This window comes from Pseudomonas sp. GW822-FHT07A10 (assembly GCF_058798795.1).
Window position 1 is genome coordinate 233,371 of sequence record NZ_JBXAKV010000007.1, and the last position, 23,541, is coordinate 256,911.

Genomic DNA, 23,541 nt, shown 5'->3' on the forward strand with positions numbered 1-23,541 from the left:
TTGCACGCCATCACAGTCCATTTGTTAAGCCCCAATCAGCGCGGCCCAATCCCCACCCCCGTTCCAGGAGATACCCATGAAGCGTTCCGCCCTGGCTGGACTGCTCATCGCTGCAACAATGCTGGCCTCCTCCGCATACGCCTCAAACGATAGCGATCAATGCGTAATGAAGCTCCAGGAGGTCAACAGCAAGCTGTCCAGCGCAGCCACGCTGGACGCCGCCACCAAAGGTGTCGTCGTCACCAAAGCCGAACAAGCCAAGGCCGCCCACGCCTCCAACAATGACAGAGAGTGTGTTTCCCTGGCGCAGCAAGCGCTTCAGGACATTCAAAGCCACATGAATAGCCATTAGGGCCAGGCCAGATAACATGCAGGTTAGGACAGAAGGTCGACTCGCCGCGCGTATTGGCGTACACTTCGCTTACCTGCTGGTTACACACAGCAGGTTCGGGGCCGCTTTGGATTCGACGCCGGTTGCGAAACTTTAGGTGCATGCCGACTTGGTAACAGAAGTCGTAAATCCACTGTTGCAACTTCCTATAGTTGCCAATGACGAAACCTACGGGGAATACGCTCTCGCTGCGTAAGCAGCCTTAGCCCTTCCCTCCTGGTACCTTCGGGTCCAGCAATCATCAGGGGATGTCTGTAAACCCAAAGTGATTGTCATATAGAACAGAATCGCCGTGCAGTACGTTGTGGACGAAGCGGCTAAAACTTACACAACTCGCCCAAAGCACCCTGCCCGTCGGGTCGCTGAGGGTTAACTTAATAGACACGGCTACGCATGTAGTACCGACAGCGGAGTACTGGCGGACGGGGGTTCAATTCCCCCCGGCTCCACCACTTCATCATCTAAAGACGTCCACGGACGTCTTTTTTTGTGCCTGAAACCCAGTAAATACAGGGGTTTCAGCTCAGCCAGGGTCTTTCGAGGTTTTTTGAGTTCCAGCGTTTTTTGTATTCCAAATGGTATTCCAAGGCATCCGGTGCTATTTTTTGGAATACCAAAACGGTGTCAGAGGTAGCTCTCATGCCTGCTCCAGCCCTCCGCCTTTCCGACCGCCAGCTCAAGGCAGTCAAGGCGAAAGACAAAGATTACGTCCTCAGCGATGGTGACGGCCTCCAGCTCCGGGTCAGGAGCAACGGCTCAATGCTGTGGAACTTCAACTACCGTGATCCGATAACCAAGAACCGTATCAACATGGGGCTGGGCACTTATCCAGAGCTCTCGTTGGCGAACGCTCGAAAGAAAGTCGTTGAAGCACGTGAGCTACTTGCACAAGGCATAGATCCCAAGGTGCAACGCAACATTCAGAACGAAGCCAAACGAGCGGAGACAGAACACACGTTCGAGAACGTCGCTACCGCTTGGTTTGAGCTGAAGAAGGACTCCGTCACCCCAGCGTACGCCGAGGACATCTGGCGGTCGCTCACGCTGCATGTATTTCCGGACCTGAAAACAACGCCGATTTCAAAAATTACCGCACCGATGATCATCGCACTGCTTCGGCCAATCGAGGCGAAAGGCAGCCTCGAGACCGTGAAACGGTTGAGCCAACGGCTCAACGAGATCATGACCTACGGGGTAAACTCGGGACTGATCTTTGCCAACCCCCTCAGCGGTATTCGAGCGGTCTTCAAAAAGCCCAAGAAAGAGAACATGGCCGCGCTATCACCTGATGAGCTTCCGGAGCTCATGCTGGAAATCGCCAACGCCGCCATCAAAAGAACGACCCGCTGCCTGATCGAATGGCAGCTGCACACCATGACCCGTCCTGCCGAAGCGGCAACCACCCGATGGGCAGACATCGACTTCGACAGACATATCTGGACCATCCCACCGGAGCGCATGAAAAAGCGTCGCCCGCATACCATCCCGTTGTCTGAACAGGCACTCGCGCTGCTGGAGGCACTCAAGTCCCACAGCGGCCACAGGGAGTACGTGTTTCCGGCAGACAGAAATCCACGTACCCACGCCAACAGCCAGACTGCCAACATGGCGTTGAAACGTATGGGTTTCCAGGACCGCTTGGTCAGCCATGGCATGCGCTCCATGGCCAGCACCATCCTGAATGAGCATGGCTGGGATCCGGAGCTGATCGAGGTCGCGCTGGCGCATGTCGACAAGGACGAAGTTCGTAGCGCCTACAACCGGGCGGATTACATCGAACGCCGGCGTCCGATGATGGCCTGGTGGAGTGAACATATCCAGAAGGCGGCCACCGGCAGCCTGTCGGCATCGGCCTTCAATCAAACCAGGGACCGCAACGTCGTACCGATTCGCTGAGCATCCAAAGGTAGGTACGCGACTCCGGCTACAATCCGTGTCGTGCAGAAGGGCGACAGGCGTGACGACTGTCGCTAAATCGCTGGTATGCCTGCGCCTCTTCGGCCAAGCCCCTGAGTATGGGAAGGCTCCGCATTCCCATACTCAGGGGCTCACGCTTAAAAGGTCTATCAGACAACCACGAGTTGCGCCTTTCTGCGGCAGATCAATCCTACTGTTAATTCATAGTAATAGACGGTCGCTGGTGCTGAGCAACGCAGATAGTGCTCTAAAAACCATCTGGTGTGCTTTTCCTTCCACGACCAAGGCGACGCGCTTCCCCAGCGCTCACGAATCGCCGCGTGCATTCTTTCTGCCTGCCTGATGTGTCGCTTCCGCGTGGCATGCGCACCTTTGAGTACAGGGCTGAGAAACAACGCCATATCGAACTCGGACGTCATCGCCGACCTCCAATGTAGGCACTCACCACATCGATGCGGTTATGTCCCAACTCATGGCTGATCTGCTGTCGTGCATGTTGATCGAGTGACCGATCTTCTCGATGACCACGACCGCCATTGATGGGTGCAGAGAGGCCGGTCAGTTGCTCATAGCGCTCACAGGCGTAAGCCGCCCGCAGTTCATGAAAGCCTTTCAATCCATGCTCATGCAGGATGTCCCGTGCCGGTCGCACGATTGTTTGTAAGAATTTTTTGTAGCTTTCATCAGGTGCTAACAGATTCCGACTGCCCTTGGGTGAGGCCTCGCTAGCCCTGTCGAGGGCGCCACGGACTTGATCCGTGACCGTAATCCAACGCGGAGCAGATGCGCCTGACCGACCGCCCTTGGTGCCATCCTGAATGTTGATCTTGCCCAGTTGCCGAGCCTCACGTTGCAGCCGCGGCAAGTCCGCCAGGATCGCCTCACGCAGGCGCATACCAGTCTCCCGGGCGAGGACCACAATGGCACTCACCCTCGATTGCTGTCGCTCTGACAGCGCTTGCACAATCAGCCTAACCTGCACACGGTCTTGGCCTTCTGGGGCCTCACTACGCACGCTTGAGCGCTGCAAACCCAGCGCCTTGCTCGGACTGGGGATTTTGACGTACTGATCACCGCGCAGCGCGGCCATCGTTCGGTTGACACTGGATAGGCGGTTCTGCGCGGTGGCGATGCCGACGTTGCCCTGATTAAGCTGCTCGCGCACATGGAAGGCGTACCGCATGAGGATCTCACGGTCGATCTGTCGCGCGTCGTTGAGTCCGGGTCCCTCCTCTGATCGACACCACTGCACGAAGGCCTGCCAGCGATCGCTATGGGCTTTCACGGTAGCAAAATGGCCGTCGCCAAACAGGTCTCTCAGGGCTTGCGGTCCGGCATAGCTGAGCTGGCGACCGAAGCCAAAATTGCGCCCAGATAGCTCACCGACCCGAGCCATTTTTCTGCTCCTGATCGACTGCAGCGAGATCATGCAAAAGGGCTTGCCAGTGCGCACTCACGATAGAGAGCTGAGTCCAATCAGTCGGGCGAAAACACAGCGTGTTGTCGGCGACGTAGAGATGCGCGCCCTGCTCTTTCAACCATTGAATAATGGCTGTCGTCGAAGCAATAATTTTATGGGTGGTGGCGACACCGGCGACAGTGGCGACAACCCTCGTCCTGCCTGGCTTTGAGCGTGGCGACAAAGTGGCGACAGTCGCGGCGACAAACCGCGCTTTCGGCTCCTTTTGGCGCTGAGCCAGATGGTTGCGCAGCGCTTCATCAAGATTGAACATGGCGCACCTCGAACGTCTGGCCGTCAGTGATCAGCCAATGATGATCAAGCAACTCGACCAACAGCTTGGCGGCATGACGGCTGCTCTTGCGGGCAAAGCGCGGGCCGTTGCGATTCAGATCACGAATACTGAAGCGCTTCCAATCCTTGACCTGCAGCCAGCGCAGCAGCCGGTCCGCCTCTTCCTTTACTCGACACACCGGCTCCTGTTCGGTCAGGCGCTGGATCTCCGTGAGGTAGTAGCCGACTAAAGCGGAGGCCCGTTGGATATGGTCGACCTCCACGACACTGCTCTCCTCCACGACGGCTAGGATACTGGCGACGCGGAGCAGGTTATCGGCGGCCTTCGATCCGCTAGGCCGTACGCTGGCCAGCTCGCCAAACTCACCCAACTGGGCTTCGATGGCATCATGCAGATCAATCCAGCGACGGCGGGCCAACGGGCTGAGACTCAGCGGTGATAGTTGCAGAGCACCGTCAACGGAAAGTGACCAAGGCTGATGAAACAGGGCCGAAAGGCGGTAGTGATATCGCTTTAGAGCGGCGTCTTTGGACAGATCGACAGCCTGGTAACTGCGCTGCCCGGCCAAGCTGGTAGGCCAGGTCATCAGGCAGCGACCGAGGATACCTTGCCCCTGCAGCAACGGGTCACTGAGTAACTGCATGGCAAGGTATGGTTGCAGCATCAGGTGCAGGCTCACGCGCCGGTCATAGGCTCGCAGGCTCTCGCCTGCCATCGAGCGAGCACGATCAATCGGGCTACCGTCCCAGAGTGACGACAAGGTCGTGACCGCTTTCAAACGGTGATCCCGACTCATGGTACTGCTGCCGAGGAATTGTCCGCCCTCATCACAGAACAGACCCATGCTGGGCAAGTCATGGCAGAGCCCTTTGATCAGAGCCTCGATAGTCGGGTCCGTGGTGATCAGCCGGGGGGCCGAGGGTTCCGCTTCGAACGGCACGCCGTTTGCGGACTTGGGATCGGTAGGGTTGATACGCTGCGCTTGTCGCTGCGCGGCACGGAACCGGGCGAGTTGTTCACGGTAGCGCTGCCACTGCTCACGCTCCCATTGCCGTGCTGGCAGCAATGCAAATCGATCTGCCGCCGTTTTACGATCCCCTGACGCGGCTACCGTGATCAGGTACAGCGACAGGGGATAATTTCTTCCATCGAGCTGTAAGCCCGCATGACCTTGGGTGGCCAGGGCCGAGGCGGCCAACACCGATTGTGCGGCCAATGCCTGGGGCACGCCGATGACCTCAGCCATGCGTTCCACCGCAGGCCCAAGAATGTCGCCCAGCGCGTGGACCGGATAAGGCTCGGCCACGGAATTCGACTCGATTAACGGTCGAGGGGATCGTGGTAGTTCAAGCTTCGGATCTAACTGCTGCATGGGCCCTCTCCTCGGTGATTGCTGGTTGTCCTCACGTACTCCCGCCACGGCTGTTGAGTGTTATCAGGGATCAAGGCCCCTGCGGCCTGTGAGGTGCTCACTGACGCGGAACGAACGGCTCCTTACGACCGGGAGCGAGGGCATGAGCCCATGAACCTGACCTCCTTGATGTATCCGAAGATACGGGCGGGTGGAGGCTATGCCGACTGACGAGTTCGGCACCTAGAGATCCTGAGTGGGAGAGGGCAAAGACCTGGACACCTGGGGCATGCCTGACTGTCAGCCAGGTACAGCCTTTCCATAGGCTGCGGCACCGGTGCCTGTGTCGTTGCGGATGGCGACGAATCGGGTTTGTCAGGCCGATTGTCACGAGGAAAGTTGCGGCAATGCCCTGTACGACGTGACTTGCAGCAGTAGTACGAGCGCCCGTCTCTTTCCAGCAGAAAGAGACGGGCGTGGTCTGGCGCAGCGAAGTGTGCCGAGAGGTGAGGTTGCTGCAGCGCAGCGAGGTAGGTTCCATCGTCTGCCGCAGTGGGCAGATAAGTCGAATAGGCATCCATCACTCCTGGGGAGTGACCGTGCGAGCTGCCGGACGCTAATCGCACTTCTGGAGAACCACCACGCAAGTGGCGTAGCCTTGAAGGTTCTGGCTACCTGGGCTGGTGCTGTCAACGACAGCGGTCCGTGTGCCAATTTTTATACCCACTCGAAAAGACGGTCAAGCGTCACGGCCAAAGCGTGCAAAAAGTGGCGACTGTCGCCACTTTTGTCGCCATGCTCCAGGCCCCGTTCTGTATGGGTTGTCGCCGTTGTCGCCGTTGTCGCCGGTGTCGCCACACCTCTAGCCATAGCCCTACGACAAGCTCTGCTCTGACGTTGAAACTGCGTTGCGCTCGATAGATATCGTGGGCAATTTCTCGGGTAAAAGAAGATGTGGCGCTAATCAAATTTGAAATAGGAGGGTGGAACGAGGTGGCTTCGAGAAAAAGCGAGCGAACCCTCCGATCGGCGCGATCAAAGATCGCTGGATCGGAGGGTTTGGCGGGAAAAGAAAATCTCAAACGTCAAGTACAGCCTCAAGCATCAAAGTTGGCTGATTGAGAGGTGGCGGCTTCACGCCGCATGATCAGTGTCTGCTGCAAGCGCAGCAGAAAACCGGCCTCAAACGCTTCCTGAGAATCCCCTGGGCGATGACGCTTTCGGCTCTGCGCCAGTGCCCACCATAACGGCAGTGATGAGCCGTCAAGCCAAGTCTCCGCACAACGAACGCCGTCCTCAATCATTGGGCCGAATTCATTGCCCCATGGGGTCCGGATACCAGGACAACCTTCAGCGGAGGGGACAGAAAAGTACTCACCTATCTGCTGATGAACGCGCTGAACTGGGATGCCGGTCAGATATCGAAACGCTTTGTCGAACAACACTGCGGCATCATCCAGCAGCTCTACAGCCAGCTCAATGCTGATCGCTCAGATGCGCGCATGGGTCTTGGAAGCCCAAGAAGGGCTTCCAAGCTGCGACAGTTTTTGTTCCCTGGAACCCCATCATCACAGACAGACTTAATAGTCTGAGACCAGAAATGGTGCCAACCAAAATATTTTGACACCTAGAAGGAGGTCGCCCCAAATCCAGCATCGACTTTTGACAAAATATTATGACAACACAAGCTCAAACTAAATCCTCCTCAATTCAGCTTACTCTATGACTTGATCGACACCGAAGTCACCGCAATCGAAGCCGAACTTGAGGCGCTGCAAGACATCGTCCTCGACGCTAAATTATCTAGGAATACTGACCAACTGGCTGGGCTGAAACGGAGCGACCACTGTACTTCTGGATGGCATTCAGCAGCGGCGAGGTGATCAGCGTTGAAACCAAGGCCATAATGACCAAAATGGAAAACAGCTGGGGCGGCATCAAGCCAAGGCTGTGGGCGATATTCAGAACCACTAACTCCATAAGGGCACGCGTATTCAACAACGTGCCGATTCTCAAGGAGTCAGTCATTGAGAATCCCGCCAGCCTGGCGGCCAGGGTGCAACTCAGCCCTTTGCTTAGACAGGCGCATAAGACCCACGCGAGGCACCAAAGAATGTCCTGAGCAGTCACCATGGATCCAAGTTCAACTTTCATACCTGTGTAGAAGAAGAAAATTGGTACCAAAACGATGTTAACGAAAGGGCGCATCCGCAGGTTCCATTGCTCAAGCAAGGCTTTGCATTGATACAACGCGGTGCCCACCAGAAAGCCACCAACAATGGCGAACACACCCAACCACGCGGTGATGACCGCGGTCACGAACACCCCGCCGATGATCGCGCCAAAATGCGCATCGCTCAGTACGGCAGCATGCTGAGTATCAGCTTGCAAGCGTTTGACCAGCCAAGGACGTACACAGCGGAAGAACACCACCAAGAACAGCGCAATAGCCGCCAGTTTCAGCAGCGTCTGCGCCGCGCCTTGACCGCTGGTGAACACCACCACTGCGCCCAGGGCAATCCAGCCGATCAGGTCGTTGATCCCCGCGGCGGCAATCGCGGTCACCCCAGTCTCGCTGTTTTCCATGTTCCGTTCTAGGAGGATTCGGCCAAGGATGGGCAGCGCGGTGATGGAGAACGAGATACCGCAGACCAGCATCAGCCCGAGCAGATCAGGAACCGGGTAGTAGCGAGCATAAATGAAGGCGCAGAACATCCCGGTCAGGTAAGGGATCGGAATGCCCAGCAAGGTGATCCAGCCCAGGGCACGCTTGAGACGACGCTCGCGCAGCAGTCCGAAATCGAACTCCATGCCGATCTGGAACATCATCAGCACTATGCCCAACTGGGACATGACCGTCAGCACCTGTCCGGCGTTAGCATGCAGATACGCACCGCCCTGCGGCCACAGGCCACCTAGGAGCGCACCGAGAACAATGCCACCAGTGATTTCACCCACCGCGATGGGTTGCCCAAAACGCTGAGCGATTTTACCGGCAACCTGGCTGCAAAGGATGATGACGACCAAAGCCGCCAACACAATGACTAATAGATTTTCGTGGGGATTGTTCATTACAAAATCCTAGGGAGTGGCGAGAAGCTAAGTTCGTGCAACAGCCCGTCAAGGGCCTGCTTGAACCGTTCCACGTCCAGCGTGGAGGTTTGATAGTTACTGATGGCAACGCGGATATAACGCTCGCCTTTCCATTCCAGCACGCTGGGGTAAGCTAGGTTTCGCTGCTGACAGAGCTCGACCAGACGAGTCACACACTCGGCACTGGCGGTCACAGGCCGAAAGGCAACCACCGGCATGATTTGCTGATCGGGTATCAAGCGATAAGCTGGATCGGCGCTCAGCAGCGCCCGCAAGTGCGCCGTCGCGCCGGTCATATTCCTCAGCAGTTGCCGATAGCCCTCCAGCCCCAGATGCTGCAGCAGGCACCACACGCCCAGCGAACGAAATTGGCGAGTGCCATAGAGGTTCATCTTGAAGGTGTCGAGTTCACCGCGCTCTTCCCAGTAAGGTCCGCCAGCCCAGAAACTGCTGCCAAGCACCTCGCCGTTGCGCACCAGCAGGCAACCGACACCGAAGGAGGCGAACATCCACTTGCAGGGGTCGAAGGTGATGGAGTCCGCGTCGCTCAATCCCTGCATGTGACGCCGGGCCTCCGGCAACGCCGCCAGCGCCAGCCCGGCAGCACCGTCAATGTGGAACCAGGCGTTGTAACGGCGGGCTAGCTCGCCGATGCGCCGCAACGGATCAATCGCCCCGGTCGCGGTGGTGCCCAGTACGCCGATCAGGCACATCGGCGTGTAGCCGAGCGCAACGTCGTGCGCCAGTCGCTGCTCCAGTTGCTCCGGGAGCAAGGCGCCCTGCTCATCGGTGTCGATCTCCACCAGCGCATCCGCGGCAAAACCTAGCACGTCCAGGGCCTTGGCGATGGAAAAGTGCCCCTCTCGGGACATGTAAATCCGTGGCCCCAAGCCGCCGGCCCGAAGCATTTCCGGATGCTGGCGGTGCAGCTGCTCGCGGGCCAGCTTGAGCCCGATCAGGTTGGCCAGCGTACCGCCCCCGGTGAATACCCCGCCGGGCAAACGCCCGACAACCGGGTCGAGACCAAACAGCGAACGCAGGGCGTGCAGCACCTCGACCTCTACCATGGTCGCCGATGGCCCCGCACGCCAGGCACCGGGGGTCTGATTCAGCGCACTGCCGAGGAAGTCCCCCAGCACCGCAGCAGGGTGAGGCCGCGGCGAAATATAGCCGAAGTACAACGGGTGGCTGACGTTGCACAGGCCCTGCTGCATCAACTCCACGGCCTGGGCCAGGGTATCGTCCAGCGACTGACCGTGTTCGGGCATCGAGGCTGGGTCTTGGGTTCGGGCGGCGATCGAATCGCTCGCGTACCACAGGGGGAATTGCTCGGGCGTGCCCTGGACGCTGGCAAACAACTCCAACACCCGCTGGCCCGCGGCGAGGATCTGCGGGTTGGCGCCCCACTCGCGCGGCTCAGCAATCATGAGTCACCTCCTGCACCGCAACCTGCAACCGAACCTGCTGCTGAATACCTTGGTGAATCTCCAGCAATGCCTCACGACTCTCTCCCGTCAGAAGGTAGTAACAGTAATGGGGCTGAGCAGAGTCGGGCATGGACTGCACCCAATCACCGGGACGGGCGAGCACTACCAGCTCGCGCAACTCCGCCAGTTGCTCAAAGACCTGCATGCCTTCGACAGCGAGCAAGGTCCCGCTGGCTTCGATCACCACACCACCAAACAGCACCGCACCACACTTACCCACCGCCGTGGGCAATGGCACCTGTTCCAGAAGTAGGCGGACCTGAGCGGCATAAACGTCGACCCCGCTCAACAGCTCGATGGTCTGCGCGGTGAAGCCGCCGCCAGGACGCAACCCCGCTTCAAGTACCCGGGGCACGCCATGCTGATAGCGGATTTCGACGTGTGCGGCGCCCTGGGTCAGACCTAGCGCCCGCGCAGCGCGCAGCGCAAGCTGACCAATCGAATGCTCCTGTTCGGCCTCCAGCGAGGTGGGCCAGACAGAAGCCGATTCAGCAAAGTAAGGCCCTTGCCCGCCTTCTTTCTCCAGCACCGCCAGGACCTGATCCGTGCCGTCGGGCCGCAGCAACAGATCGACGCTGACCTCCCGCCCTTCGCAAAAGCTCTGGGCAATCAATTGAAGGCTGCTGTGACCGTAGGCAAAGCGATTGCGGTCCTTGAGGGGATCGACATCGGTGGTCTGCTGGATCAGCTCATGCAGTGCCGCAAGGGCTTGCCGGTACTGATATGCATCACTGACCGCAATCACTCCCTGGCTGTTCATCGAGTCGCTAAGCTTGACCACCACCCGTGACCCTAACCGCTGGCAGACCTGCTCCCACGGGGTTTCCAGGGTCAACGGCAGCGTCGCCGGCACCGGTACGCCCTGTGCTTCCCACAACAGCGTGGCCAAGTACTTATTGCGACTGCAGACAGCAGTGGCCACCGACATGCCCGGCAGGCCCAGACATTCGGACAACTGCGCGGTTGCCACTACCGCGCCCTCATTGACAGGCAGCAGGGCACTGAAAGGATGCGCCGCGTGGTACTCGGCCACGGCACTAAACAGAGCATCAGTCGGCCACAGGGGCACCTGCAGTACGGCCTCGACCGCAGGGTGCTCAGCCAGAGACCGTCCGTTGCCGATCAACACCACCCGATAACCCGCGGAGCCCAGACAATCCAGCAGTCTCCGGCTGGGATAGGCATGAATAACGCCAATACGATGTGCTGACATAATATCCCTCCTTAGAATGAGCCCGTCCGAGCACCCGGCTTGTGCTCCAGTACCGTCAGCACCTGCCCGCCAACCTGCCGCTGGGTGGCTTCGAACAAGTCGGTGGTCATGTTGTTGGTCCACAGACGACCACGTTGGGACACCTCGAACGCATCCGCGGTCTCCGAGAGCAGGCCATGTTCGATCCAGCTGGCGATAAGCTCGGGATTGACCGTGGCCAACGCACGCTCGCTGGACTTGTCCAGGCGTAGGAACTTGGGAAACATCACCGCACCACGGTTCTCCGGACGGTCCAGCGCCACCGAGCTTTTCTCGATGCTCGGCAGCCCCTGTTCGATGGCGTCCATATACTTGTTGACGTTGCTGTGCTTCATGTAGCTGAAGCCGTCCACATAACCTCGAGCCGAGGAGCCTACGGCCAGTGTCTCGGCACGATGCTCACCATTGCCACCGCCCCACAGCAGGCGGAAGTACTCACAGACCTTCGCCTTACGGGTGTAAATCTGATCGGCGACATTGGCATAGCCAGCCTCGGCCAAGCGGTGGCGCAACTGCTCGAACAGCGCGAGCATAATTTTCTCCGAAGGCTTGGCTGGAATGCTGCCCTCGTCCATCTGGCGCTTGAACTTCGGCGGGAACGCGAAGTAGTGCAGATTGTAGTAATCGACGCTGTCAAAACCGTCGTCGATCAGCCGTGTCAGATCACGGTCTAGGGAGGCCAAGGTCTGGCCCGGCAGGTTGTACATCATGTCGACATTGATTTCGTCGAAGCCGAAACGCCGTCCCTGCTCGCGGACATTGGCCACATCGTCTAGGGTGGCGGCGATGTTGAAGTGCTTGCGCAACTTCGGATCGTAAGTCTGCAGGCCGAAGCTGATGCGCTGCACGCCTTCGTTCTTGAGTACCTCGAGCCGGTAGGGATCGCCCAAGGTCTTGGGCTCGCCTTCAAAGGAAATCTCGGCATCGGCGCTGAGGCTGAAACTCTCTCTGATAGTGTTGAAAATTCGCTGCAGTTGCTCGGGCGACAGCACCGAAGGCGAGCCGCCACCGAAATACACAGCCCGCAGTTCGCTGGAGCGGCCACGCACGCTGGCCGCCTCAGTGCGGATGTCCTGGCACAGGGCGTTGGTGTAGCGCTCATAGACAGCGGTGTCCTTGTCGACCCGCACATGAAACGGGCAGAACCTACACATGTCCTGGCAGTACGGAATATGCACATAGAGCAGGGTTTCCACCCCTGCGGCCACCGGACGCTCGAAGACCTGGGGCAGACGCTGATGTACAGCGTCCCCCAGCAGTGGGTAGAAGTAATAGGTCAGCGGATAATAGGCCTCGTACATGGAGTTCCCCTTATCCGGCCAACACTTGATTGGCGTTTCCACTGAGCACCGCTTGCAGCAGTTCGCGATCAAGGCCGGCGCCGAGAATCTTCTGGCACACCGCCGAGTAGCTACCGCACACCGGCAGATCGGAGCCGAAAAGTACTTTGCTGTGCACCGCCGGACGCTCGTGCAGCCAGTCCACCAGCACCTCAGGCGGGACCAGGGCGGTATCCAGGTACACCCCCGGATAACGACAGGCCATCTCAAGCGCCTCGTCGTACCAGGTCGGCTTGCCGCCGTGTGCAAAGATCACCTTGAGCCGTGGGAAGGTTTCTACCAGGCGGCGAAAATCCCCAGGCCGGATGAACTTCTGCTCGGTGTCGCGCTGCGCAGTCAGGCCGGTGTGGAACATGATGGGCTGGCCGACTTCAGCACACATTTCATAGACCGCCATCATCGAGTCGAGGTACGGATCAAACCCATGGTCGGCGGGGTAGAACTTGTAGCCCTTGATCCCCCGCTCGAAATCCTTGTGCCACTCTTGGAGTGGATCAGCGTGGTGCAGCGGATTGATATTGCCGAACGGTACAAAGAAAGGATCGCTGCCGCAGAAGTCCAGAATCAACTGGCTGTCGATGGAAAAGTTGGTCCCCGGCCCGCACTCTGCGAGGATCACCGCACGTGCCATCCCGCGCTCTTGAAGATAAGCCTTCAACGCCAATGGATTGGAAAATATCTCACGAACATCGACCCCTTCCTCAAAAGGAAATTTGGTCAATAGCCCTTGAATGTCGTCACGCAGCAGCGAGAATCTTCCAGCATGAATATGAAAGTCTACGAAGTTCATTATTAAATCCTTTTAAAATGTCGAAATCACGTTCCACAGTTTCGGAGCTTCAAAAACTGGAGCGATTTGCTCTACTAGCAATTGCTGCCGCAGGAACTCCGATAGTGGTTCGATGTGTTCCGCTTCGCGCCACTCAGCGGCCAAGTCTTCAATAATGTGATGTTCCGCCAGCAACTCTCCGCCGTGGTAATGCCGGATAATCGGGTGTAGAAAGTTTGAATCTTCGGCGCGTTTGACGTTCTCTCTGGCAATACGCGAAACATTGAAAGGGTTGTCAAACTTGCGCTGACCAAACTCCAAGGTCAGTGTCATGTACTCATCAGCGGCAAAGCGTTGTGCGACGTAGTCCTGGGGCAATTCAAGATGCCATTTCAAGCGCTGTTGTTGCCGGTCTATCAGCATCACATCTTGCAGGAAGCCTGGTTGCTGCCAGAGGGCCGAGGACTGATTGACCCGCTCGATGATGCGCTCGCATGCCGGCGCCACCTGCAACTCATGGGTAGCCTGCGGCAGGGCGACTCCGTCGTAGCGCTCCAACAGCAACTGGCACAGAGTGCGCACGTTGTAACGGAAACCGTGAATGAACCCCGACATGTACTTCTTGTAGTCGAGGTACTGCATCAAGGTGCCGGCAAAGTAAAGGTCTGGAATATTCTTTGACTGCCAATCCACCTGCTGCGCGGGCAATCGGCCCATGGAGCACAGCTCAGGGCGGCAAGACTCGTCGAACATCGAATCATCAAAGCGAAAGCCGGTACAGGCAATAACGCGATCGTATTCGATGACTTCCTGCTCACCCTCGGCGTGCTCGTAGCTGAAGTAGGCCTTGAACTTGTCACCCTCACGCTCGATGCGATGCAGTTTAGCGTCGAGAATCGCGTTCTGCGATTTAAGCTGGTACGTGTCGAGCAGGTTGTTGTTGACCGCCCGCACATGCCCGACGTAGTGAGTCGACCAGGCCATACGCAATGGATTTGGGCTCGCCACATGGATCATCGCCGCATGCTCGATCAGTGCGTCGGCGGTCTCGAAGCCCGAGTTGCCCTTGCCCAGGATCAGCACTTTCTTGTTGGTCAACGGCACCGGGTCGATGTCCATATCGACATAGTGCTCGACGTGCTCGATCCCCTCGATGTCCGGCAGCCAAGGCAGTTGCACGCCGGTGGCGACGATCAGCACACGGGCCCGCAGCTCCTCGCCCGTGGACAAGGTGACGATAAAGTCCTGGTCACGACGTACGTTCACTACTGAGCTATCGGTACGCACATTAAGCTGATGCTCTTTGGCAAAACCGTCCAAATAACGCGGCATGTCATCGGCATCGGGAAAATAGCGCTGGCTGTAGTCGGTGAACCGTGCCGCGGTGCTTTCGCTGCTTAACAGCGAGTTCCAATCCCAACGCAAGTTAATTTCAGGATCAGAATAACCGGTATGAACTTTATTTATTGAGATCAACTTTCTATGCCGCGGAAATCGCTCAAATGATGTGCCCGCGCGACCACCGCTCTCAACAATCAGATAATCACGCCCTTGTTGCTGTAAGCAATAACCGGCCTGCAGCCCTCCCGGGCCAGCGCCAACAACCAAGTATCCATACGTCTTCTCAGCGGACATTTGAAGCTCTCCTTATGTTTCACTTATTGACCAGAACAGCGCGCACGTAGACGTCCACGCTGTTACGGTGCGGAATTAATGAGTTGGGCAGATCAACAGTAAAACTGGCCTGATAGCCACGGACTTACATCAAAGTTAAACCGGCTTGGAGTTATAGATATCCAATGACCGCATGTTTCTCACCGTTGGATCTGATCACTTGGGTGCGAGTAAAACCAGCTTCATGCAACAGCGCCTGAAACTGAGCCGCCGTGCGATGTTGCCCGCCGGTTTCCAGGAGCATCGCCAGGTCCTGCATGACCGCGGCAAACGGCTCGGCACCTGACGCTTCCAACAAGCGATCGAGTACCAGAACTCGCCCTCCGGGATTCAGCGTCTGGCGAACCCGGCGCAGCAGCTGCAGAGATTGCTCGTCATTCCAGTCAGAGAGAATGAACCCCAGTGAGTAGGCATCCGCGTGGGGCAGCTCACCGGACCAGAAGTCACCCGGCGCAAAGCTGACCCTTGAGGCCAGCCCCACCCCGCTGATCCGCGCCAGGCAATGGGGCTCCACGGCGGGCAGGTCGAACACCACCGCCCTGAGCTCGGCATGCTGTTGTGCAGCGGCGATGGCGAAGGTACCAATGCCGCCCCCCAAGTCGACCAGGCTCGACGCGTCGCCCAGCACCCCCAGCTTCACCAACTCTGCTGAAGGCTCGCGGCTGAGGTTCCACATCGCATCATGGAACGCCGCGCCACGGTCCTCGGCCAGCAGGTAATCGAAGGGTGCCGACGCGTCTTGCGCCAGTTTCGACCATTGTGCCTGGCCGCTGCCCACGGCATCGCCAAGGTGGCGAAACAGCGGCAGAGTGTTGCTGTCGAAGTGTTCGAGCAAAGGCCCCAGATACCGCGACGACTGAGGATCCAGCGCGCCACGGGCGGACGCCGACAGTCGATAGCCACCCGCTTGCTCCTCGACCAGCCCCCAAGCAACCGCGCCGCGCAAAAACCGCTCCAGTGTGGAGCCATCCAGCGCCAGGGTTTGTGCCAGAGCGTCTGCCCCGGGGCCCACGTCAGCGCTGGCAAGGGCCTGGAAAACCCCTAGTCGATGCCCCTGCAGTAGAATTGCGCTGCCCATGAAGCCATAGAGCGCCAGGCTCACGGGATCCAGGACCTTCCCGGCCATTGGTGGTACTGCCATATCAACCTCCCTGTCCAACTGATGTAGTGATTAAACGCCCAGCTCGAAAGAGCCTTGGGCCACGACTTGCCCGTTGATGATCAGATGCACCTCGTGTGCGCCAGGGTAGTAACTTCTCAGCGAACTGCTTTCGATACTGTGATCGCGCTGCAGCTTCACCGAACCCTTGACCAGCTTCTGGCGCTTGCTCCACTTGAACACCCGGCGGTTGATCTGGCCTCGGGCACCCGGTGCGAGAATCGCGTAGTCGACCATCAGCCCATGCTCGCAGGTGCTGTCGATCTGGATATCGCAATCCAGGGAAATACGCTCCCCAGGCTTGATCTGCGAAGGTCCGACCTGGAAGCGCTTGACCTGCACCGGCGCGGCCGTGGAATACCCAAGCAGCTCCAGCGCACGGCTGTCACCGCGCCGCGCCAGGGTACGCAGCGAATGGCGGATGACCCAATCGGTGTGCGGCCCACGCTCCTCGACCTGCCAACGCTCCAGCACATCGAGCACGGCGCTGGGATGGTCCTTGCTGATGTCATTGAGGTTGTTGGCCACCGAGCGGCGTACATACTCGCTGCGATCATTGCGCAGACGCTCCAGTAGGGCCAGGACCGGTGCTGGGTCAACCAACAGGCTCGGGACCCGGGAGGCCCACGGCAGGCGCGGACGCGTGCCCTCCGAAACCAACCTGCGCACGTCGGGGCTGTCATCGCTGACCCAGCCGGCCAGCACCTGCAATGTAGGCTCCAGGTAGGCATCCAGATAAGGCCGGATGGCGAACTCGCCGGTGAAGTGCTGAGTCACCTTCTTGATCGCCTGCATGGCGGGCTCAAAGTGCTCAAGACCGCGGGTTTCGAAAATATCGGCGATCACCCACACCGGGAACCCGGTCATGCGACCAAAGCGGGTCCCGGGGATCGGGTCAAGCATGCTAACCAGTACCTGGGCCGCCGGCACAAACTCCAGGCCCAAACCATCCCAGAGGGCGTTGGCCATGGCCTTGACCCGGGCCTTCATCTCCAGCGGTCGCAGGTCCGCAGGCAACGACGCGCTGTAGCGCTGCTGATCGAAGCTCGCTAGCAGCGCGGCAGCGCGACCGCCCAACTCGACGCCGAGCGGATGATCGAAGTAATCCTTGAAGTCCATGACATCTCCCTTGAGTCAACGCTGAGCGTCGAGGCTGCTCTTATCAAATGTCAGCTCGTTGTAGCCATTGCCAAAGCGGTAGTTGCTCCAGCGCATCCAGGTCTGTTTGCCGGTCTGGTGGTTGACCATTCGCATCTCGCTGGCCCGCCAGTAGCGGTCCAGGTAAACACCATAACCGCTGTAGGTCTGGGTTTTGAGCAGCGCATTCTTGCGGTCGTAGTATTCGACCTTGAGCGGCCGGTAATACTGTTTGTCGAGCCAGGTGACCTGACGGGTGTAGCCGGAACGCGGGTAAGCTGGGGTCATTTCCAGCTTGTACGCGTCCAACCCATCGACTACCTCGTCCCCCAGATACTGGTACTGATACTTATCGAGTTCCCAACTGGCCATGTCCTCGTAGGCGAACTCACTGCCCATAAATGGGCCTGACTTGTTCTCCGAAGCAATCCGTTTGACCCGACGCAGCGACGGGAAAAACTGCCACTGATCATCCGAGGTCAGGCTATGGGCGTGGGTCAGTAAAGTAGTGCCACGCACGTCCGCCGGACTCAGAAAACGCACCAGGCTCTTGTCGCCATCGGCATGCACTTCAAAAAACTGCACCGCCAACTCACGGGTACTTATCGCGCCGTAGGCATTACGCAATTCCATTTGCAGATCCGCCGACATGTCCTTCCAGCCGATGTTGTGCTGGTCCGCCTGCCTGGCGATCTCCTGACCTTTCTCATCCGCCACGGCCACGCTCATCTCAACGAGGCAGAACAGCATCGCCAGGTACTTCACGCTCTTCAGTCCTTTCACGCTTCTTCTCCAATGTCAGTTCAAGCAACCCTGGCAGCAGGAAAAAATCCGCCAGCAGAGCAATCACTAATGTCAGGGCGGTCATCAGCCCCATTTCCTGGTTCAAGGCGAACTCGGATGTTGCCTGGACCAGGAACCCGGCCGTCAAGGTCAGCGAGGTCACCAACAAGGCCGGGGCCGTGCTGGTGAAAGCCTCGACAACCGCTTCACCCACCGTCTGGCCGTGGGACTTGACCCGCTGCAACACCGCGTACATAAAGTGGATGGTGTCATCGACCACCACCCCCAGGGTCATGGAGGCGACGATGGCCACCGAGAACCCAACCTGCCCAACGCAGAGCCACCAGATACCCAGGGCCATGGCTGCCGGAATTACGTTCGGCACCATGGACAGCAGGCCCAGTTTCCAGGAGCGGAACAGCAGCATCAGCAAGAACGCAACCACCGCCGCCGAGGCGATGATCCCCCACATCATGCTCTCGATATTGCGCTGGCCGATGTGGGCGAAGATCAATGTGGTGCTGGCGGCCTTGGCTTCGATTCCCGGCGCGTTGCTGGCCAGCCACGACATCGAGCGACGCTCGAAGTCGAGCATCTGCCGGGTACTCAGTTCGTGCAGGGCCACCACGCTCCGGGTGACCGTGCGGCTGACATCGATCTGGTTGTTCAGGTCAAGGCCATAAGGTAAGGACTGCTCGTACAGCAGCAGGCTCTGCGCCGCCACTTCGGTGCTTTCCGGCAGCCGATAAGCATCCTCGGTGCCAGTGGTCAGGCTACGGTTGACTCGCTTGACCACGTCCGAGAGCGAACTGACATGGGCGACTTCCGACTGTTGGCGCAACCAAGTGGTATAGGCTTCCACCTGAGCCAGAAAGACCGGGTCATTCACGCCGCTGCTTGATTTGGACTTGAGCGCATACTCGATGGTGTAAAGACCGGTGAGGTTCTGCTCGGTGTAGTCATTGGCCTGCCGGAAAGCAGTCTCCGGGCTGAACCAGCGCAGATACTGGTCATTGAGCTCATTGCGCCCGGCCAACGAGGCCAGCACCACTACTACAGGGATGCTTAGCCACATCAACATCCGCGAGCGTGATTGTACCCAAGTGCCGAAGCGGGTCATTGCATGTTCAAGCGGATCACCTTTGGCGCTGGGCTTGAGTGGCAGCAGCGCAACCAGGCCCGGCAGCAGAAACAGGGTGAACAACCAGGCCAGGGCGATGCCGATCGAGACGATGTTGCCCAGGTCACGGAAAGGCGGGATCTCGCTGAAGTTCAGGGACAGGAAAGCCACCGCGGTGGTCAGACTGGTCACGGTGACCGGCACAAGGGTTTCGTGCAGCGCTTCACGCAATGCATCCAACCGGGTAGCACCCTTACGCAGATGCATCAGGGTGACCGACAGCACATGCACCGAGTCCGCCACGGCGATCATCAGAATCACCAGCGGCGCAGACGCCGAGAGCGACGTCAGGCTCATGCCCAGCCAGCCCGCGATGCCCTCGGCGCTGGTCATGGCCAGATACACCACCGCCACCGCTGCCACCGTGGCCAGCACGCTGCGCAGCATGATCAGCGCGGCGATCAGGATCACCAGATAGACCCAAGGGGTCAGGTTGGCGGCGTCACCCAAGGCGGCTTCTAGGAAGGCGTTGTTGTACATCGCCATGCCCGTCAGGTGCACTTTGATCCCGGGAAACTTGGCTTGCGCCTCCTCCGCCAGCTGACGGGCGAAGCTCACCACCTCGCTATTCTCATAAGGAGAAACCCCGGCCAGGTGATACACCACATTGACCGCGGCGACGCTGCCGGCTTTGGACACCAAGCGGCCCACCAGCTGCGGCTCTGACAAGGCGATGGTGCGGACCCGCTGACGCTGCTGTTCGTTCAGGGCAGCGGCATTACGCACCAGATCGGCGACCTGGATGTTGTCCGCGTCGGCGTCGATATTCTGGAAGTTGCTGAGGGAATCCACCCGCACCGAATAAGGTGTCTGCCAGGCGCGCTGGGTGATCCATTGCTGCGCTTCAAGGGACGACTGGCTGAACACGTCGCCCGACTCCGGCGCCACCACAATGAACAGGTTGTCCGACCGGTCAAAGGTCGCCTGCATCTGCTCCTGCGCCATCAGCTCCGGATTGTCCGGGGCAAGATACACCCGGTAATCGGTACTGAAGCCGAGTCGGCTCTGCCCTAGGCTGGCCAGATATGCCAGCCCTAGAAACAGCAGCAGGAACCCCCATCGCAAGCGCACTACACCTGACACTATCGTTCTCATCATTTTGACATCCGTTCCAAAAGGGCCATGTGATCGACGGTGCGCAAGCTATAGAACAACATCTTTTACGTCAACAGTTGACGTGCAAACATTTAGCTTGTAGTTTTTTTACGTCAAATATGACGTCATATAAAGGAGCAAGACATGAAGCTGAACGTAATCAGCGAAGCAAATCAGCCCACCGCGGCATCGGCTGTAGTGCTGGACGGTCGGGTTTCCCAACCGATGTTTGGGGAACTGGAAGTGCGTCGCCTGCAACTTTCCCCTGCGGCGGACGGGCAACCGGGGGTTCACGTGACAGGCGTCAAACAGGATCTCGCGCGCTGGGCCGAAGTCCAGGGCCCCACCATGCTGGTGGCCTTTCAGTTCCAGGCACCTAATGCCTCAGACAACGCCGATGCCCTGGCCAAGTATGTCGCCGACCGCGAACCAGCCCTAACCCGCCACGGTGGGCACGTGGTGATCAGCGCTGTCACAGAACGTGGTGAGCAGTGGTCCTTCGACGGCTTCGAGATCATCGAATTCCCGTCGGCGGACGCCGTGGGCCAACTGATGCAAGACCCCGACTACCGCAATCGGACTGCGGCTTCCAGCGCGGTATTCGGTGGCGCCTTCGCCATGGCACCGATCCAAGCCGCCTAAAGCTGCAATCAAGGACGATAGGATGAACGCTTTTGCGCCAGGCCCTCGCGGGCATATGCTTTTCGGCTGTTCTGAGCGGTTTCGTAACGAACCGCTGGCACTCTTGAACGAGTGTCGGCAGCGCTACGGTACCCTCGTACGATTGCCCGTCGGTTTTGGGGCTTCCTTCTGCCTGGCCTTCGACCCGGCCGATCTCGATACCATTTTCCAGGGCGAAAACTTCGGTCGCAGCGATATCGCCGCGGCCTTCGGCCCCCTGGCGGGTGGCAGCATGATCATCGCCGACGGCCAGAAGTGGAAGGAGCAGCGCAAGGCGGTCATCCCGTCGTTTGCCCTGCCGCGCCTGCGTGAGCTCGCGCTGAATGTCGACGCCCTGGCTCACGAACGCGTGGCCGACTGGTCCAATCGCGTGGACCACAACGGCGACATCGACCTGCAACACGAAATGGTCGAGTACGCCATGGACGTGCTGACCCAGTTTCTCTTCGGACACCGCATCGGCGCCCAGGCTATTGCGCGCATCTCGCACGGCTGGACCCTGAGCCTGCGCTACATGAATATCCGTCTGTCCTCGCCGGTTCCGCTTCCCGATTGGTTGCCGACGCCGAACAACCGCCGGCTGCACAACGCCGCCGGGCAAATCGCCACGGTCCTGCTGGAAATCATTGCCCAGCATCGCAGCAGTACCGACGCAGCCGCTGGCGGTTTCCTTGGCGACTTGATCGACTACCGCGATGAACAAGGCCAGGCCCTCGATGATCAGCACATCCTGCGGGAAATCATGGGCGTGTTCCTGGCCGGCTTCGACACCGTCGCCTCAGCCATGATGTGGACCTTGGGCGATCTTGCCAAATACCCGAGCTGGCAGCAGGCGGTACGCGATGAATTGAATTCAGTCGCCACCAGCAGCCGGCTCGACCTGAAAGACACGCCCGTGCTGGAACAATGCTTTAACGAATCCATGCGCCTGTCGCCACCGCTGTGGCTAATCGATCGCAAAGCCGCCCAACCATGCGTACTCGGTGGCCAACGGGTGCCGGGAGGCACCAACATCATCATGAGTCCTTGGGTGACTCACCGTGACCCATCCTTCTGGGAGCGGCCTCTGGACTACCATCCCGAGCATTTTGCGGCGACGGCGCCCAGCCGTCCCAAGTACGCCTTCTTTCCCTTTGGCGGCGGACGGATGAAGTGCATTGGCATCGGCTTGGCACACTTGCAATTGAAGGCGCTGCTCCGGCAGGTGCTGACAAACTACGAGCTCAATGTGCGCCCGGAACACTTGCCTGAAATTGAACCGGCATTCGTTCTACGGACTCGCAATGGCCTGAAGACTTCTCTGACCAGGCGCGTAGCTCATGGCATATCCACTGTCGCGATTTAGCCGAGGACTGCTGCTGGCTTGCCTGACAATCACCTTGAGCCCCTGCGCAAGCAGCACAGAGGAGCAGTACAAGCTGACATTCCAGGGTAATGGCTACGAGCCGGCGCGCACGTCTTTTGCAGGTCTGCAGTTCAAGTGGGATCGCCATGAACCACTGCTCGAGCAGATGTCGTTGGACATGGAGGTGGAATTACAGTGGGCGGGGCTGGACCGATACGACGCCGCGGACCTGCGCGAGTTTTCGTTGTCCTACCGACCGGGGCCTTGGCAACTGGGGGTCGGACTAAGCCGGGTGTTTTGGGGGGTCACCGAGTCCCGGCATCTGGTCGACGTGGTGAATCAGGTTGACCTCAGGTTCGACCCAGATGGAGACGCTCGCCTCTCACAACCTATGGCCTCGGTGGGCTATCGCGGCCTGGGGCAGAACATGACGCTGTATGTCCTACCCTGCTATCGCGAGCGTCCGGACGCGCTGATCTTCGGTGAACATGGCGCGCAGGACCCTGCCTATGAGCAGAACCTCTTCACGCCACTACGCTGCTCCGGCCAGACCGACTTTGCCGTGCGCGCCACTCAGGTAGCCGGCCCTGCGGATATTGGCCTCAGTTACTTTCGGGGTCACAGCCGCGACCCCTACGCGGGGCACTCACCTTCCAGTTTCGACCCGGCGTACCCTGAAGTGGACAGGCTCGCCGTCGACACTCAAGTCACCCTGGGCGCCTGGCTGTTGAAGCTTGAAGCGTTGCTTCAGGACAGTGAGTACGGGGTTGATCGGGCCAGTGTCTCGGGCTTCGAATATACCTGGGTGTCGGCCTTCAATGGTGCCAGTGACCTATCCCTGCTGTACGAGCACCTGACCGACACCCGATGCGACAGCATCATTGCGTCATGCGGCGAGATGCTGGGAGTCCGATGGATTGCCAACGACGTCGCGGACACCAACCTGCTGGTATCCACCGTGAGGGATCGCCAAAGTGGCTTATGGGGTCTGAAAGTTCAGGGCAGCCGGCGCCTTGATGAGCAACTGAGTCTGCTGCTCAACAGCGGCGGTATGTACCGAGCAAGGTACCTGTCCGTTGGGCTATCCTATGCGTTTTGATCATACCGGCAGCCCGTTTTTAGCTCTGCCCTGC

20 protein-coding genes and 1 other RNA gene are annotated in these 23,541 nt (G+C 58.9%); 6 read left to right on the forward strand and 15 right to left on the reverse strand.

Going from position 1 to position 23,541, the window contains the following annotated elements; translation table 11 throughout:
* Positions 1–76 precede the first annotated feature (76 nt).
* The 3 genes from AC1RL4_RS14575 (at position 77) to AC1RL4_RS14585 (ending at position 2,287) form a co-directional block, all read left to right on the forward strand.
* Positions 77–352, forward strand: a complete 276-nt coding sequence (locus AC1RL4_RS14575; RefSeq protein ID WP_019582464.1) for a PA2433 domain-containing protein — start codon at positions 77–79, stop codon at positions 350–352.
* 97 nt (positions 353–449) lie between these two features.
* Positions 450–843: a transfer-messenger RNA gene (ssrA, locus tag AC1RL4_RS14580) on the forward strand.
* A gap of 187 nt (positions 844–1,030) precedes the next feature.
* Positions 1,031–2,287, forward strand: a complete 1,257-nt coding sequence (locus AC1RL4_RS14585) for an integrase domain-containing protein (RefSeq protein ID WP_493119610.1) — start codon at positions 1,031–1,033, stop codon at positions 2,285–2,287.
* Positions 2,288–2,457: 170 nt separating this feature from the next.
* On the opposite strand, the gene AC1RL4_RS14590 is transcribed toward AC1RL4_RS14585, so the two are convergent.
* The 15 genes from AC1RL4_RS14590 to AC1RL4_RS14660 form a co-directional block, all read right to left on the reverse strand.
* Positions 2,458–2,727, reverse strand: coding sequence for a hypothetical protein (locus tag AC1RL4_RS14590; protein WP_493119611.1), 270 nt, complete (start codon positions 2,725–2,727; stop codon positions 2,458–2,460).
* Positions 2,724–3,704, reverse strand: coding sequence for an integrase domain-containing protein (locus AC1RL4_RS14595; RefSeq protein ID WP_493119612.1), 981 nt, complete (start codon positions 3,702–3,704; stop codon positions 2,724–2,726). Before AC1RL4_RS14595 ends, AC1RL4_RS14590 begins: the two co-directional genes overlap by 4 nt.
* Positions 3,688–4,041, reverse strand: coding sequence for a hypothetical protein (locus tag AC1RL4_RS14600; protein WP_493119613.1), 354 nt, complete (start codon positions 4,039–4,041; stop codon positions 3,688–3,690). Before AC1RL4_RS14600 ends, AC1RL4_RS14595 begins: the two co-directional genes overlap by 17 nt.
* The gene (locus AC1RL4_RS14605) at positions 4,028–5,434 is read right to left on the reverse strand and encodes a YfjI family protein (RefSeq protein ID WP_493119614.1); all 1,407 of its coding nucleotides are present in this window, start codon (positions 5,432–5,434) and stop codon (positions 4,028–4,030) included. The genes AC1RL4_RS14600 and AC1RL4_RS14605 overlap by 14 nt, the downstream gene beginning before the upstream one ends.
* A 1,076-nt stretch (positions 5,435–6,510) precedes the next feature.
* Complete coding sequence (locus AC1RL4_RS14610; RefSeq protein ID WP_493119615.1) at positions 6,511–6,858, reverse strand: LasR-specific antiactivator QslA; 348 nt, start codon at positions 6,856–6,858, stop codon at positions 6,511–6,513.
* 358 nt (positions 6,859–7,216) lie between these two features.
* Positions 7,217–8,485, reverse strand: a complete 1,269-nt coding sequence (locus AC1RL4_RS14615; RefSeq protein WP_493119616.1) for a cation:proton antiporter — start codon at positions 8,483–8,485, stop codon at positions 7,217–7,219.
* Positions 8,485–9,933 carry a pyridoxal phosphate-dependent decarboxylase family protein gene (locus AC1RL4_RS14620; protein ID WP_493119617.1) on the reverse strand — a complete coding sequence of 483 codons (1,449 nt, stop codon included), beginning with the start codon at positions 9,931–9,933 and terminating at the stop codon, positions 8,485–8,487. Before AC1RL4_RS14620 ends, AC1RL4_RS14615 begins: the two co-directional genes overlap by 1 nt.
* Positions 9,923–11,206 (reverse strand): ATP-grasp domain-containing protein, encoded by a 1,284-nt coding sequence (locus AC1RL4_RS14625; protein WP_493119618.1) that lies wholly within the window; start codon positions 11,204–11,206, stop codon positions 9,923–9,925. The genes AC1RL4_RS14620 and AC1RL4_RS14625 overlap by 11 nt, the downstream gene beginning before the upstream one ends.
* A gap of 11 nt (positions 11,207–11,217) precedes the next feature.
* Positions 11,218–12,546 (reverse strand): coproporphyrinogen-III oxidase family protein, encoded by a 1,329-nt coding sequence (locus AC1RL4_RS14630; RefSeq protein WP_090180048.1) that lies wholly within the window; start codon positions 12,544–12,546, stop codon positions 11,218–11,220.
* 10 nt (positions 12,547–12,556) lie between these two features.
* The gene (locus tag AC1RL4_RS14635; RefSeq protein WP_493119619.1) at positions 12,557–13,375 is read right to left on the reverse strand and encodes an amidohydrolase family protein; all 819 of its coding nucleotides are present in this window, start codon (positions 13,373–13,375) and stop codon (positions 12,557–12,559) included.
* A 12-nt stretch (positions 13,376–13,387) separates the two neighbouring features.
* A complete protein-coding gene (locus tag AC1RL4_RS14640; protein WP_258698311.1) occupies positions 13,388–14,989 on the reverse strand; it encodes an NAD(P)-binding domain-containing protein in 1,602 nt (533 codons plus the stop codon).
* Positions 14,990–15,140: 151 nt separating this feature from the next.
* On the reverse strand, positions 15,141–16,169 hold the full coding sequence (locus tag AC1RL4_RS14645) for a methyltransferase (protein ID WP_493119620.1): 1,029 nt from the start codon (positions 16,167–16,169) through the stop codon (positions 15,141–15,143).
* Positions 16,170–16,199: 30 nt separating this feature from the next.
* Entirely contained in the window at positions 16,200–17,306 is a 1,107-nt protein-coding gene (locus tag AC1RL4_RS14650; RefSeq protein WP_493119621.1) for a DNA alkylation repair protein, read from the reverse strand.
* Positions 17,307–17,321: 15 nt separating this feature from the next.
* Positions 17,322–18,107, reverse strand: coding sequence for an outer membrane lipoprotein-sorting protein (locus AC1RL4_RS14655; RefSeq protein WP_493119622.1), 786 nt, complete (start codon positions 18,105–18,107; stop codon positions 17,322–17,324).
* Complete coding sequence (locus AC1RL4_RS14660; protein WP_493119623.1) at positions 18,055–20,385, reverse strand: efflux RND transporter permease subunit; 2,331 nt, start codon at positions 20,383–20,385, stop codon at positions 18,055–18,057. The genes AC1RL4_RS14655 and AC1RL4_RS14660 overlap by 53 nt, the downstream gene beginning before the upstream one ends.
* A gap of 141 nt (positions 20,386–20,526) precedes the next feature.
* Here AC1RL4_RS14660 and AC1RL4_RS14665 point away from each other — a divergent pair, with 141 nt between their 5' ends.
* The 3 genes from AC1RL4_RS14665 to AC1RL4_RS14675 are packed head-to-tail and all read left to right on the forward strand — an operon-like array spanning position 20,527 to position 23,507.
* The gene (locus tag AC1RL4_RS14665; RefSeq protein WP_086945965.1) at positions 20,527–21,024 is read left to right on the forward strand and encodes a DUF1330 domain-containing protein; all 498 of its coding nucleotides are present in this window, start codon (positions 20,527–20,529) and stop codon (positions 21,022–21,024) included.
* A gap of 22 nt (positions 21,025–21,046) precedes the next feature.
* Positions 21,047–22,408, forward strand: coding sequence for a cytochrome P450 (locus tag AC1RL4_RS14670; protein WP_493119624.1), 1,362 nt, complete (start codon positions 21,047–21,049; stop codon positions 22,406–22,408).
* Entirely contained in the window at positions 22,383–23,507 is a 1,125-nt protein-coding gene (locus AC1RL4_RS14675) for a hypothetical protein (RefSeq protein ID WP_493119625.1), read from the forward strand. The genes AC1RL4_RS14670 and AC1RL4_RS14675 overlap by 26 nt, the downstream gene beginning before the upstream one ends.
* Positions 23,508–23,541 lie beyond the last annotated feature (34 nt).

What these genes read in the sequence shown, in the direction of transcription:
- AC1RL4_RS14620 (WP_493119617.1), bottom strand. Translation starts at nt 9,933, where the DNA reads ATGATTGCTGAGCCGCGCGAGTGGGGCGCCAACCCGCAGATCCTCGCC.
- AC1RL4_RS14625 (WP_493119618.1), bottom strand. Translation starts at nt 11,206, where the DNA reads ATGTCAGCACATCGTATTGGCGTTATTCATGCCTATCCCAGCCGGAGA.
- AC1RL4_RS14600 (WP_493119613.1), bottom strand. Translation starts at nt 4,041, where the DNA reads ATGTTCAATCTTGATGAAGCGCTGCGCAACCATCTGGCTCAGCGCCAA.
- AC1RL4_RS14595 (WP_493119612.1), bottom strand. Translation starts at nt 3,704, where the DNA reads ATGGCTCGGGTCGGTGAGCTATCTGGGCGCAATTTTGGCTTCGGTCGC.
- AC1RL4_RS14670 (WP_493119624.1), top strand. Translation starts at nt 21,047, where the DNA reads ATGAACGCTTTTGCGCCAGGCCCTCGCGGGCATATGCTTTTCGGCTGT.
- AC1RL4_RS14665 (WP_086945965.1), top strand. Translation starts at nt 20,527, where the DNA reads ATGAAGCTGAACGTAATCAGCGAAGCAAATCAGCCCACCGCGGCATCG.
- AC1RL4_RS14640 (WP_258698311.1), bottom strand. Translation starts at nt 14,989, where the DNA reads ATGTCCGCTGAGAAGACGTATGGATACTTGGTTGTTGGCGCTGGCCCG.
- AC1RL4_RS14605 (WP_493119614.1), bottom strand. Translation starts at nt 5,434, where the DNA reads ATGCAGCAGTTAGATCCGAAGCTTGAACTACCACGATCCCCTCGACCG.
- AC1RL4_RS14630 (WP_090180048.1), bottom strand. Translation starts at nt 12,546, where the DNA reads ATGTACGAGGCCTATTATCCGCTGACCTATTACTTCTACCCACTGCTG.
- AC1RL4_RS14660 (WP_493119623.1), bottom strand. Translation starts at nt 20,385, where the DNA reads ATGATGAGAACGATAGTGTCAGGTGTAGTGCGCTTGCGATGGGGGTTC.
- AC1RL4_RS14675 (WP_493119625.1), top strand. Translation starts at nt 22,383, where the DNA reads ATGGCATATCCACTGTCGCGATTTAGCCGAGGACTGCTGCTGGCTTGC.
- AC1RL4_RS14645 (WP_493119620.1), bottom strand. Translation starts at nt 16,169, where the DNA reads ATGGCAGTACCACCAATGGCCGGGAAGGTCCTGGATCCCGTGAGCCTG.
- AC1RL4_RS14585 (WP_493119610.1), top strand. Translation starts at nt 1,031, where the DNA reads ATGCCTGCTCCAGCCCTCCGCCTTTCCGACCGCCAGCTCAAGGCAGTC.
- AC1RL4_RS14650 (WP_493119621.1), bottom strand. Translation starts at nt 17,306, where the DNA reads ATGGACTTCAAGGATTACTTCGATCATCCGCTCGGCGTCGAGTTGGGC.
- AC1RL4_RS14635 (WP_493119619.1), bottom strand. Translation starts at nt 13,375, where the DNA reads ATGAACTTCGTAGACTTTCATATTCATGCTGGAAGATTCTCGCTGCTG.
- AC1RL4_RS14590 (WP_493119611.1), bottom strand. Translation starts at nt 2,727, where the DNA reads ATGACGTCCGAGTTCGATATGGCGTTGTTTCTCAGCCCTGTACTCAAA.
- AC1RL4_RS14575 (WP_019582464.1), top strand. Translation starts at nt 77, where the DNA reads ATGAAGCGTTCCGCCCTGGCTGGACTGCTCATCGCTGCAACAATGCTG.
- AC1RL4_RS14615 (WP_493119616.1), bottom strand. Translation starts at nt 8,485, where the DNA reads ATGAACAATCCCCACGAAAATCTATTAGTCATTGTGTTGGCGGCTTTG.